Origin of the sequence: Erwinia sp. S38, from assembly GCF_016624545.1 — a bacterium.
In the GTDB taxonomy this organism is placed as follows: Bacteria; Pseudomonadota; Gammaproteobacteria; order Enterobacterales; family Enterobacteriaceae; genus Erwinia; species Erwinia coffeiphila.
Genome location: NZ_JACVTS010000015.1, coordinates 107,181 through 119,736, shown reverse-complemented (window position 1 = coordinate 119,736; position 12,556 = coordinate 107,181). Strand labels below are relative to the sequence as shown.

General features: G+C 49.1%; 11 protein-coding genes and 1 pseudogene. 5 read left to right on the top strand and 7 right to left on the bottom strand.

What is annotated here, in order from left to right; all coding sequences use genetic code 11:
• Positions 1-50 precede the first annotated feature (50 nt).
• The 3 genes from IBT46_RS17270 to IBT46_RS17260 form a co-directional block, all read right to left on the bottom strand.
• Positions 51-1,439: a PepSY domain-containing protein gene (locus tag IBT46_RS17270; protein ID WP_200546676.1), complete on the bottom strand. Its 1,389-nt coding sequence runs from the start codon at positions 1,437-1,439 to the stop codon at positions 51-53.
• A gap of 95 nt (positions 1,440-1,534) precedes the next feature.
• A complete protein-coding gene (locus tag IBT46_RS17265; RefSeq protein WP_200546675.1) occupies positions 1,535-2,083 on the bottom strand; it encodes a DUF2946 domain-containing protein in 549 nt (182 codons plus the stop codon).
• A 210-nt stretch (positions 2,084-2,293) separates the two neighbouring features.
• Positions 2,294-3,040, bottom strand: coding sequence for an SDR family oxidoreductase (locus tag IBT46_RS17260; RefSeq protein WP_200546674.1), 747 nt, complete (start codon positions 3,038-3,040; stop codon positions 2,294-2,296).
• A 471-nt stretch (positions 3,041-3,511) separates the two neighbouring features.
• Between IBT46_RS17260 and IBT46_RS17255 the strand changes: the two are divergent.
• From IBT46_RS17255 to IBT46_RS17245, 3 genes and pseudogenes are all read left to right on the top strand, one after another.
• Positions 3,512-4,858, top strand: a pseudogene (locus tag IBT46_RS17255) (lipopolysaccharide biosynthesis protein).
• The gene (locus IBT46_RS17250; protein ID WP_200546673.1) at positions 4,848-5,681 is read left to right on the top strand and encodes a hypothetical protein; all 834 of its coding nucleotides are present in this window, start codon (positions 4,848-4,850) and stop codon (positions 5,679-5,681) included. The pseudogene IBT46_RS17255 and the gene IBT46_RS17250 overlap by 11 nt, the downstream one beginning before the upstream one ends.
• 51 nt (positions 5,682-5,732) lie before the next feature.
• Positions 5,733-6,338, top strand: a complete 606-nt coding sequence (locus IBT46_RS17245) for a YtfJ family protein (RefSeq protein WP_200546697.1) — start codon at positions 5,733-5,735, stop codon at positions 6,336-6,338.
• Here IBT46_RS17245 and IBT46_RS17240 read toward each other — a convergent pair.
• Genes IBT46_RS17240 through IBT46_RS17225 form a run of 4 tightly spaced genes read right to left on the bottom strand, consistent with a single transcriptional unit; the run spans position 6,335 to position 10,439 of the window.
• A complete protein-coding gene (locus tag IBT46_RS17240; protein WP_200546672.1) occupies positions 6,335-7,507 on the bottom strand; it encodes an aminotransferase class I/II-fold pyridoxal phosphate-dependent enzyme in 1,173 nt (390 codons plus the stop codon). The two genes, IBT46_RS17245 and IBT46_RS17240, sit on opposite strands and share 4 nt — an antisense overlap.
• Complete coding sequence (locus tag IBT46_RS17235) at positions 7,494-7,754, bottom strand: acyl carrier protein (RefSeq protein WP_105592736.1); 261 nt, start codon at positions 7,752-7,754, stop codon at positions 7,494-7,496. The genes IBT46_RS17240 and IBT46_RS17235 overlap by 14 nt, the downstream gene beginning before the upstream one ends.
• A 34-nt stretch (positions 7,755-7,788) precedes the next feature.
• A complete protein-coding gene (locus IBT46_RS17230) occupies positions 7,789-8,703 on the bottom strand; it encodes an NAD(P)-dependent oxidoreductase (protein ID WP_200546671.1) in 915 nt (304 codons plus the stop codon).
• Positions 8,700-10,439, bottom strand: coding sequence for a fatty acyl-AMP ligase (locus IBT46_RS17225; protein WP_200546670.1), 1,740 nt, complete (start codon positions 10,437-10,439; stop codon positions 8,700-8,702). The genes IBT46_RS17230 and IBT46_RS17225 overlap by 4 nt, the downstream gene beginning before the upstream one ends.
• A gap of 579 nt (positions 10,440-11,018) precedes the next feature.
• Here IBT46_RS17225 and IBT46_RS17220 point away from each other — a divergent pair.
• Together IBT46_RS17220 and IBT46_RS17215 are read left to right on the top strand one after the other, a co-directional pair.
• A complete protein-coding gene (locus IBT46_RS17220; protein ID WP_200546669.1) occupies positions 11,019-12,143 on the top strand; it encodes an N-acetyltransferase in 1,125 nt (374 codons plus the stop codon).
• Between the two features lie 26 nt (positions 12,144-12,169).
• Positions 12,170-12,529, top strand: coding sequence for a diacylglycerol kinase (locus IBT46_RS17215; protein WP_200546668.1), 360 nt, complete (start codon positions 12,170-12,172; stop codon positions 12,527-12,529).
• The last annotated feature ends 27 nt before the right edge of the window (positions 12,530-12,556 follow it).

Sequence of the window (12,556 nt, the reverse complement as noted above, 5' to 3'; positions counted from 1 at the left end):
CGGCTGCCGGACGAGGGCCGACAGCGTGAATACATGTTATCGCCGTTGACTCAGGCGAACTGCGACACCTGGCGTTTCTGCTGCTGCCAGCGAACGACATCAATCAACAGGAAGGCCAGCAGACTGGTTCCCATTACCGGCAAACACCACCCCAGAGCCGAGGTGACCAGCAGAGAGCCAATACGCCAGCGTATCGGTAGCCGCAGCCAGACATGGAGTAGCGAACTGGCAACGTTGTCTGCGGGGGCCGTCGGACGGCGTAGCCACCACATGCGGTATCCCAGCACAATCATCACGCAAACGCCGATGCCGAAGGCAGTCAGCAGCAGCTGATTGGCCAGACCGAATAACAGTCCCATATGGAAATCGATTCCCCAGCGGGTCAGTTTGGCGGCGAGCGGGAACTGATCAAAGTAGACGCGATCGACAATGCGCATATCGCGTGGATCGATGGCGACGACATCCACCTGCGAAGGCCAGCGCGCCTGGGCTTCGGCCACCGTCCAGGCTTTGCCCTCGCTTTTCGGGCCGCGAATTTCGACTTTCGGTGCATCAATCCCTGCCCGGCGGGCGCTGGCCAGCACCTGCTGCCAGGTATTGTCCTCAGCGGAAGGCATGACCATACCGGCCATCGACATATGATGTTCAGCGTGCGGATCGGCAGGGGCAGGGGAAACCGCATGCGTATCCAGCGTGGTTCTGACCTGCGGCGTCAGCCAGTTGAAGGCGCTGCGCATTTTATCAATATTGCCACCGGCCCACTGCGACCACGTCAGGCCCGTTGCGGAGAACATCAGCAGACCGGCCAGCAGAAACAGGCCAAGAGTAATGTGTAACCGACGGCTGGCTGCCATGCGCCCCTGCGCTTTTTTAAGACGACGTTTCGGGCGGCCCAGCCACCACAGCGCCACGCCACCCACGGCAGCCACCCACATCCAAGAGGCCGCCAGCTCGCTGTAGAGGCGCCCGGTATCGCCCAGCAACAGCCCACGATGAACCTGATCGATCCACTTTCTCAGCGGTAGCGATCCGCTGCTGCCGTAGACGGTGAGATCGCCGCGGATTTCAAGCGAGTAGGGGTCAACGAAAACGGCCCGCGATTCTGAGGACCCCAGCACCGGGTCAACGAACTGTACGCGGGTGGTATCAGTGCGGCCCGGAGCAGGGCGTACGGCATAAATTCGCGTCTCTTCCCCGGCGTAAGCCCGCGCGGCTGAGATTTGATCGGCCAGTGAATGTGCTTCGCCAGCCGGCTGCGTGGTTAGCTCATGGGCATAAAGTCGGGTCTCTATCTGCGTGCTGAACACATAAAGCGTGCCGGTTAAGGCGGCGACAAAAATAAATGGCCCAACAAACAAACCGATATAAAAATGCAGACGGCGGAAAAACTCCAGCACGTTTCCGCGTGTTTTCTTATCGTTATTTTTAATTTGCGACATGGGTAATCCTGTGCAGAGCACATAATTTAAAATGCAGGTTTCTTTTCCTGAAAATTAATCAGGAATTTTAATTTTATAGTGGAATAACGGCGTGATTAGTGGGCAGGCGGAGCCCGGGGAAGGCCGCAGCCAGGCAGGAATGTCGCGAAAAATGAGACAACAAGGCGTACCGGCGGTGCGCGCGTTGAAGTGCATAAAAGCCAGATCAGAGGGATAAGCACCCAGATCATAAACGGGAAATGTACCAGCAGTTCGCAGTAGCCGCAGGCGAGATCGTCCATCGTCGCCATTCCGCCTGTTACGGGCTGCGAGCTATTATGGTCCGCCATCGAGGGGGATTTTTTCGCGCTGCCTTCGGTGTTTACGGCGGGCATTGTATGATGGGCCATGCCGGAAGCCATATGGTGCATGGGCATGGAAGCGTCGTGCGCTACGGCATGTTGCGTATCACGAACCGGTATTGAATGGTCGGGGAGCGCGCCATCAGACATGCCGTCAGCCTGCATTGAATCGTCAGGTCCTGAGTCAACCTCTTCACCCTGAGCCATTATCGCGTTTGCTGCACGCCACTGCGCCAGAGTTTTCGACACCTCTGGAGCAATAAACAGCATCAGTATTGCCAGTACGGCAATAAAGGCTGGCATGCGGCGTTGCGAAAGGCCTAACAGAGAAACCAAAGCGAAAGTCCGATAGCATTATTCATAATGGTGGAAATTTTAACGGCTTTTCTGGCAAATATGAAATCTAAATCAAGGAAAAAATTATTTTTTATTTGCTTTGCCATATAGTGCAAAAAATCAGGCGGTAACTCGGCTTTATTTAAACATTTCGTTAACATTGCGGGTCAATTATTTTTACGGAGTAGAACGGCTTAACGCCTGCCGAGTCGGTCCCTGAAAATAGATCGTGCTGATATGGCAGCTCCGCGGCTGGGTCAGCACAAAACGGATCGTTTCCCACAGCGATTGGCCATTAAGCAGGTTTTCTCCCATTCGCTCATTCCCCGTGGTCGATGCCTGCAAGCTGGTGATTTCAAAATCCGGTGGATACAGCGCAGTGAGACGGATGTTCTCCTGTGCCATCTGACCGGCGAGTTTCTGACTGAAACCGCTTATTCCATGCTTGCTGGCGAAAAATGCGGGATGTGCAACGGAGTCCGTAAATTGTGGGATGCCGCAGGATGAGACGATAGTCACGATATCTGCACCCGATGACAGACGTAAGCCGGGTAAAAGCGCCTGAGTTAACAGAACAGGGCCGGTTAATCCGGCGTTGATCGTGCTGATGATCTCAGCAGGCGTTTGCTCCTCCAGTTCTCCTTCCAGCCATTGCGCAGCACTGAGGATAAGAATATCGATGGCTTTTTGCGGATGTAAAAGCGCTGCAGAGAACCGGCTAATCGAGTCCGGCTGAGTCATATCGCACTCATATCCGCGAGCAATTCCACCTTCTGAGTGAATAATGTCGCAGGTTGCCTTTGCATCAGTAATTTTACGTGCGCAGAGATCAACTTCGACTCCTTCTCTGGCCAACCAGACGGCAATCGCCTGACCAAAGTCACGGCCGCCTCCGGTAATCACTGCTCGTTTACCTTTCAGCATTTCTTCCTCTCTGGTTTGTCAGAAATGATTTCATTTACACGTAAGTTGACACAACTGAACGGAGGCCGTTTTCCCAACAGTGCTCAAAAGGCGTCAGCTAAAAAACCAGCCAGTCAGATGTTAATTAACTTTTTATTTATTTTTGTAATATTGATTGCGTGATAATTTAAAATATTTCCCGAACCCACAGTCTGATTTGCCAATAATACATTTTTTGATTACTAATGCGGTTTTAGGGTAAAAGCCTTTAGCCGATGAGCAATATCGTTTATCCTGCTTCCTCGCTTGAACAGACAGTCATCGCCGTTTTCTTGAAAGAATAAGAAAGCAGAGTAGGTAATTTTATATATCAATAATCATAAATTGGCTTATCCAGGGTCGTTGTTTTTTATACCTGTCAGGCGGAGTAATATCGACTAAATGATTGATAACCTGCTCTGATCTATAAGCTGTCTATGATCTGGTTTTTCCATGAAAAAATGGTTTTCTGATGGTGCTTTCCGCACCATTATCCGCAATAGTGCTTATTTAGGTTCCGGAAACGTTGTGAGTGCGTTGCTGGGGCTGCTGGCGCTTTCATGTGCCGGTAGAGGTATGTCGCCTGAGATGTTTGGCGTACTCATTGTTATTCAGTCCTATACCAAAGCCGTCAGTGATTTTGCCAAGTTTCAGACATGGCAATTCATCGTTCAGTTTGGTATGACGGCGTTAGTCAGTAAAAATATACAACGCTTTCGCGATGTGATTGCATTTTAATTCGGGCTGGATATTGTCAGTGGCGTGCTGGCAATGCTGGCCGGAATGATATTGTTGCCCTGGCTGTCCGACGTTATTGGACTGGATGCGGAAAACTTTAAACTGGCACTATTATACTGCACGCTGATTCCTTTTATGGCCTCATCAACGCCAACGGGAATTCTGCGAACGTTGGACCGTTTCGACCTGATTGCCGTTCAGCAGGCAATCAAACCGTTAATGATTGCTATTGGCAGTATCATTTCTTATTTCTCCCAGCTCGGTTTTGCAGGATTTATTGTCACCTGGTTTGTCTCGAATCTGTTCGCCAGCCTGTTATTCTGGTGGTTTTCCGCGCGCGAACTCCGCAGGAAAAACTTTCATAAAGCTCTGCGCCCCGGTTTTATTGAACCGGTGCGGAGATTATCGGGTGCATGGAACTTTGTGTGGACTACCAATCTTTCGCACTCTATTTGGTCTGCGCGCAATTCATGCAGCACGGTCCTGGTGGGTATTATTCTGGGGCCGGTGGCAGCGGGGCTATTTAAGATCGCCATGACCGTTTTTGATGCCACGGGAACGCCAGCAAGCCTGTTGTCGAAAAGTTTTTATCCGGAGATCATGCGTCTTGACCCTGCCAGTAAAAGGCCCTGGGTGCTTGGGCTACGGTCAGCACTGCTGGCGGGTGCGATAGGAATACTGGTCGCGTTGCTGGTGGTTGTCGTGGGTAAGCCATTAATCTCCTTTGTTTTTGGGCTAAAGTATCTTGAAGCATATGACCTTATACAGGTGATGCTGGGGGCCGTTGTGATCTCCATGATGGGTTTTCCGCAGGAGTCATTATTGTTGATGGCGGGAAAACAGCGGACCTATCTGGTTATGCAAACATTTGCTTCCGCGTCATACATCGTATTGTTAATTGTATTACCTCATTTCTTTGGTGTGATCGGCGCAGCCTATGCGTATTTGGGCGGGCAGTGTTTCGACGTCCTGTTCTCTCTAATCCCTACGCTATGGGCTTATCGTCATCGCCGTTCTCTTTCTGTTAATACTTCTGTTGGGGCGAGTAAAAATGAGCAGTAAAAAATGGGAAAAGTTTTCCCCTGAAACAATTGAACGACTCTTCACGGCTGTAGAAGAAGATGACAAACTTGTCGAGTCTGCCAGTTTACCGACGTTTATTGAGTTGCAATGCTCAACGGATGATATCCGTCATTGTTATGCCTTGTGTTTACAATTCTGGGAAGATGGATTCAAACGTGAGGATTTGCTGGATTTAATTAATCATGTATTACAGGGGAACGTTCTGAGTGAAAAAGAACGGCTTCAGTATAAATATATTCGTGCACGCTATAAACATTTACGGTTTGCCCAGCGCCTTTACAGTAAAAAACATGAATCCAACTTTATTTTCCGTCAGACTACGGTTTTTCTGGGGCATTTCCAGGATGCCTTTCGCAATCACAATGAAAAAAACATCAAGATTTACGGGCGATTGTTGAATGTGATTTTAAGTGCGCCGGTCTGGTCCGTCGTTCGCTACTGCCTGCGCCATACGGTCCTGGATGATGATAATGGCTTTATACAGTACAGGCAGCAGCAGATACGTAAACTGCAAGAGGCGATAGCTAATCCTGAACTGACGGGAGATGAGTTCCATGATGTCCGTAAAATTGTCAGCCAGCAGGTATCTTACTATGACACGATGAGGTCGCTGGACCCGGGTAATTTAGATGCATGTCAGCTTTCCGGATTTTTAGCCAATATTAATGGATTAATGGGTGATCGTCATGACGAAATGGTCGCCGAAAAATTATCAGGTAAAAAGTCCTACAGTGAATCCAGCCAGATGGCTAATAATATTCGTCAACCTATTGAAATGTTTGTTACGCGTTATCCTTTATAAACCTCAGAGGGAATGTTTACGTTGATAATTCATTGATAAGGAAAGTCTGTGATGCTACGTATTTCAACACTGTTACTATTTATTTTGTTTCCGACGCTGGCATTTTCACATAACTTCATCGAGGGGCAACATGTTGCGCCGGTTGGAATAGCCGATCGCGGAGAATTAGTCCTTAACGGTAATGAAATCAGCTATAAAAAATGGAACAGTTCAAAATTGCAGGGAAAAGTTCGCGTAGTGCACTACATTGCCGGGCGTCGTTCAGCAAAAAAGAAGAACTCTATCCTGATAAAAGCGATTAAAGCGGCGAACTTCCCGGGTGACCAATTCCAGCCGACAACGATTGTGAACACGGATGATGAGTTTCTCGGTACAGGCTTATTTGTGGTCGGTAAAGTGGAGAAAAATCAACGCCATTATCCCTGGGCCCAGTTTATCATCGACAGTGATGGCCTGGGGCGCAAGGTCTGGCAGTTGAAAGAGGACAGTTCTACGATAGTGGTTCTCGATCGTGAAGGGCGGGTTCAGTGGGCAAAAGATGGGGCGCTGACGCCAGGTGAAGTGCTTCAGGTAATTAGCCTGATACAGCATTTACTCGATACGGGCAAACCCGATCGCCATAGCGGTGCCCCATCCTCTGCGGCAGTTTCCCCTTAACGCTGTAGCGCGGTAAAGGCCTGAATAATTTTATCGATTTGTTCTTCGCTGTGTGCGGCATTAATGCTGCATCGGAGTAGCGTAATGCCGGATGGAGCTGCCGGTGGAAGAACAAGATTAACGTAAACCCCCCTGTCAATCAGTTCCCGCCAGTAACGCAGGCCTTCTTCTTTCGACCCAATCACGACCGGAACTACCGGACTGATATGTGCACCGAGGGTGTAGCCGATTTTTTCAAGGCCTTGGTAAAGTCTGGCGGCGTTAGCCCACAGTTTTTCACGTAACTCAGGTTGTTGGGCGATAATTTGCAGCGATGCCCGAACTGAAGCAATACATGAGGGTGATGGCGACGCGGTGAAAATGTAAGGACGGCTGCTGTACCGCAGAACTTCCATTGCTGCAGAACCGACGGCAAAGCCCCCGATTGACGCCAGGCTTTTACTGAAAGTACCCAGCACAATATCTACGTCCTGTTCAACGCCCAGCTCCTGAGCCAGCCCACGGCCGGTAGCGCCCATAACGCCGAACGAGTGAGCCTCGTCAACCAGCAGATATCCACCGAAGCGTTTTTTAATCTCGACAATTTCAACCAGCGGGGCAACATCCCCCAGCATGCTGTAAATCCCTTCGACGATGATAATTGCGTCTTTCGCCCGCTCTTTAAGCCGAACCATTCTGCGTTCCAGATCCTGGGCATCATTGTGTCGGAAACGTATTATCTGTGCGCCGCCCAGAACGCAGGCGTCATAGATGCTGGCGTGGCAGTCTTCATCGATCAGCACGACGGCATTCGGGTCGGCCAGTGTACTGATAACGCCCAAATTCGCGGTATAGCCGGTAGAGAAAACGATAGCGGTAGGCCGGTCAAAAAAAGTCGCCAGCTCGTGTTCCAGCGCCAGATGAGAACCGTAGCTGCCGTTCGCCATACGTGAACCGGTGGTGCCCGTTCCCTGATTAGCCAGTGCCGCCTGGCCAACCGCAATGGCTTCCGCATTAAAGGTTAAGCCGAGGTAGTTGTTAGTCCCTGCCAGAACAATATTTCGCTCGCCGATTCGGCCTTCTGTTGCAGAATAGACTTCATCAATGCAAGTACCGAAGGGATTAAGGCCGGATGTCTGAAACTGTTCTCGCTGGTTAGCGAGGCGGGTGAATTTATCATACAGACCCATTAGTGCTCTCCAGATATGAGAATAAGGTTTCAAGTAGTTGCTCAGGCGTTCTGACGTTCAATAAAATATTCATGGGTATTGAAATATCGAGTTTATCTTCAAGCATCATCAACAAATTCATCACCTGAACGGATTCAAGGCCAAGATCATTGATTAGATCGCTTTCTTTCTTAATTTCAACATCTTTTGGAGCCATCTCCCGTATGCATTCCAGGATATAGTCCATTAATAATTCACGGTTGCACATAGAAATAATTTTTAACACCTATAGTCTGGGGAAATTAAAAGAGTCTTTCGCGCAGCGCTCGCTCAACGCTAACCTCAGGACGCCAGTTAATATAATTTGATATATGGGAATTGCTTGCTGACCAGTCGTTGTGGGTTAATTCTCGGATTTTGCTGCGGGTTAACATCGGTTCTTTTCGCATTATACGATGCGATAGCATACTGACGTCGGCGGCCAGTTTTAACAGTGGAAGAGGAACGCCGATTAAATGCACCGGATTACCACGTATACGGGAACCGATCTCCTTCAGACGTTTCCAGCTGTATCCCTCGATATCTCCGTCGCAAAGCTCGAAGGGGGTTGTCTCAGATGTTTCCGTGATAACCCACTGATAGACGGCTTCTGCTAAATCGCTGACGTGAAGAAACGACAGGAGGGATTCGGCGTAGCCGAGGCGAGGAAGAATCCCACGCAGGAGCCAGTTAAATACCGGTTTCAGTTCTTTATCACCCGGTCCATAGACCGCAGTGGGGCGGAAAATACCGAGAGAAATATCAGATGCCATGGCGGTTAGCTTCTGCTCGGCAATAAACTTTGAATTTGCATACCACGAAAGCTGCGGATATCGCGCGGCTAGCGAAGAAATAAACAGGAAGCGCTGACAGTGACCGCCTGTCTGCACTGCCTGCATCAGACGCAGACTGCCGGATACGTTACAGTGGGTAAAAACGTCTTCCTGACTGCCTCTGACCTGGCCCGCGTAGTGGATAACGCATTCTGCTCCCCGGACCAGTTCAGCCAATGCTACCCGATCGTCCAGGTCACCGCGCACCCAGATCAAATTATCTGCCGTAAGGGTACTATCCTGCCGGGTGAATGCTCTGACAACGAAGCCTCGTGAAAGTAGTTTCTCGACAATATGCTTGCCGATAAACCCCGTTACGCCCGTAACGGCTACCGTTCTGTTCATTGCGCATAGCCTGCCAGCTGCAAGGGTGAGCTCATCGCCTCACTGAGATAGCGCTTCTTAGCTTCGGCCCGCGCCGGTTTTCCTGAAGATGTGCGGGGGATACTATGCGGAGGCAAAAGTTTAACTTCTACCGTTACGCCAAACTCGCTTTGAATACGAGACGTCAGCATATGAATAATCTGATCCCGGCGCTCTTCGGAATTCACACGACACTGTATCTGCAAAATAATTTTCCCTGCCTCATCACGCTCGTTTGACGTCACGAAGGCAATGGCATCGCCGGTACGAACTTCCGGTACCGATTCGGCAACGTATTCAATATCCTGCGGCCAGATATTACGGCCGCGTATGATAATAAGATCTTTTTTCCGACCGGTAACATACAGCTCCCCGTCCAGCAGGTAGCCTAGATCGCCGGTATCCATTCTGCCGAGGGACTCGATTTTCGAGCGAGAAGCGTTATCTCTGAAATAGCCACTCATCAGACTGGGACCTGAAATCCAGATATGACCGATTTCACGGTCGGCTAAGATTTTCCCTGACTCATTACGAATTTCAACTCGATGCCCCGGAAGCGCCCGCCCGCAGTTAACGAAAGTTACTCTGGCGCGCGTGTTCCGGGTTGGCTCAACGGCTTTGCCCTGATATTCCAGAATATCGCGATCGACCGTATCGACCATCCGAGCGGCAACGTTATCGAAGAAACTAACCGCCAGCGTATTTTCAGCCAGGCCATAGCAGGGCATCAGCGCCTTGCTATCAAAGTTAATTTTGCTGAAGCACTCGGCAAAACGCTGCAGCAGCTCGCCAGAAATCGGCTCGGCACCGACCCCGGCCACACGCCAGCTGGACAGATCCAAATCAGCAATCTCTTTATCACTACAGCGCCTCAGGCATATCTCATAGCCAAAAGGAGGGGCAACGGAAACGGTGCCGCGATTTTTGCTGATGAGTTTTAGCCATTGCATCGGGCGCATCGCAAAATCCTGCGTACGCAGATAGTCAACGGAGAGCTGGGTTGCCACTGGCGTAAGGAGAAAACCAACCAGCCCCATGTCGTGATAGAAAGGCAGCCAGGAAACGCAGCGGTCACCGGCCTGCAGCTTAATACCATAACGGCTAATGGCCTGTAGATTCGCCATAGCCGAACGTTGGGTGATAATCACTCCGCGTGGAAAGCGCGTGCTGCCGGAAGTGTATTGAAGATAGGCGATATCATCCGGTAGAGGCACCTTGAGCTGGATATCTTTCTCCGGCAGCTCATTGATTTCTCGGTGAGTGAGGATACGTATATGCGCGACTTCGTTATGTACGGGCTTGACTAACGGTAACCATTCATCACTGCTGATAATTGCGGCCGGCTGGCAACTCTTGAGCAGCCCCTGTAGCTTGTCGATGTAGGATGCACTCTGGCCAACGCCCATAGGAATGGCCAAAGGAACCGCAACGAGGCCCGCATACTGGCAGGCAAAAAAAGCTTCGACGAAGCCGACGCTGGTTTCTGCAATCAGCGCGACGCGATCCCCTTTTTTCAGGTTCATTGATAACAATCGACGGGCCACACTCACCGCTCGCTGCTGTAGTACGCGATATTCCAGCGAGGCCAGGAGTTGGTTACGTCGATCGTAGAAATTCATCCCGGTACTTCCCTGGGCTGCGTAGTCTAAAGCTTCAACGAGAGAAGAAAAGTCTGCGTAGCGCATAGGAAGAGAATGCGTAGATCGTGTTTCGTGCATATACAACCCATTTATAGATTAAATTATCTAGTAATAGAAATGATTACTATTTGGAGGTTTTTATTTGCGTAACTATTTACACAAGCACATTTTTTGTCTCACAAAATTGCCTTTAATTACACAGGTGTTGATAAGTCACAGCATGATAGGAAATACTGCGTGCGGACAGCCCGAGAGGAAAATATGACACATTGTTTTTTAATTTTATCACGGCATTAAAATACTGCGGCGGCTGTGATTTTTAAACCCTCCTGTAGCGAAAATTCCTGCTCTGGCTTGAATGTAGCATTTAGTGTTAAAGGCTTTTTGGCTTCTTTTAGGGAAAATATTTTTCAAATAAGAAACTGTAATTGTTTATTAGAATGGTTTGTTAGCAGCATAATATGCCTAACGCCTTGATGATTTACTTCGCTTAGATTACAGGATAAAAAAACAAAGCTTTCCTTTTCTATATAAGTATTTAATACATTTCGAGTATTGCAGAATGAAAAGGGATAAAGGGCACAATAACCGTAGCTAATACAATCCTTAACAGGTTTTTGTGTGTTTTTTCGTCAATTATCAGTTTCAATGGTATGTATGATTCACATCGAAAAAGTTATCAATAAGCGCCAACTTAAGTCATTTATTACGTTTCCCTCCGATCTTTTTCAACACGATCCCGCCTGGATTCATCCTTTAAATTTAGAGCGGTTAGAGCACTTTTCGAAAAAAAATCCGGCAGATGAACATATCGAATGGCAGACATGGCTGGCAAAAAAAGAGGGGAAAATTGTTGGCAGGATATCTGCCCAGGTTGATTCCTTACACCGAGGGCTCTATGGACCGGATACCGGGCATTTCGGCATGATTGATGCCGTCGACGATCCAGAGGTATTCAGACTGTTATTTTCGGCTGCGGAAAACTGGCTGGCTTCAAAAGGTGCCAGAAAAATCACCGGCCCCTTCAGTCTTAATATCAATCAGGAGAGTGGCCTGCTGATTGACGGCTTTGACACCCCGCCAAGCGCCATGATGACGCACGGTATGCCTTATTATTCAGCCAGAGTTGAGCAGCAGGGTTATACACAGGGCATCGATCTGCTGGCCTACTGGATGCACCTGGCGGAACTCCAGTTCCCACCATCACTGGCTAAACTTATGGACCATGCTCGCAGCAAAGTCAGCATTCGCTGCCTTAATCGCAAGAAATTCAGCGAGGAAATGCAGGTTCTGCGCCAGATTTTTAACTCGGCATGGCAGAAAAACTGGGGATTTGTACCCTTTACCGAACACGAATTTGCCGTTATGGGGGACCAGCTAAAATTCCTGGTGCCGGATGATATGATCTTTATCGCCGAGATAGATTCCGCACCCGTCGCGTTCATTATCGGCCTGCCTAACATCAATGAAGCGATTGCCGATCTCAACGGGCGATTATTCCCCCTTGGCTGGGCGAAACTCCTTTGGCGGCTGAAGGTCAGCGGGGTGCGTACGGCAAGGGTGCCGTTGATGGGGGTAAAAATCGAACACCAGTTTAGCCGGATTGGGCCGGTTATTGCCCTGCTACTTATCGAGGCGCTGCATGTTGCATTTTGTAAATGGAACATTGAGGCGTTAGAAATGTCATGGATTTTAGAATCAAACGCCGGAATGAGGAATATTTTGGAGAAAATTGGTGCCATACCTTATAAGCGTTACCGGTTATATGAAAAACAACTCTAATATCTGCTGGGGTTAATAATATTGCGATGCTATTTGAAAAGAAAAAGGGTTTCGGCCGTCTGTTCGACAGTATAAAAAACTCGCTGTCTGGTCTTGCTAACGCACTATTAACGGAAAATTCATTCAGGCAGCTGTTTATTATTACTGGAATATTATTCTTCATTGCGCTGTGCGTTGATGTGTCAACCATTGAACGTCTGTTTTTAGTTTCCAGCTGCTTTCTCCTGCTGGTCGTTGAACTCCTTAATACGGCTATCGAAAGCGCCATCGACCGGATTTCTCTGGAGATTCATCCACTGTCAAAACGAGCAAAAGATATTGGCGGCGCCGCACAGCTTGTCACGATGCTGATGACCGTGATCGTCTGGGCGATGATTTTGCTTTAGCCGATAATCTCGCTATGTTTATACCAA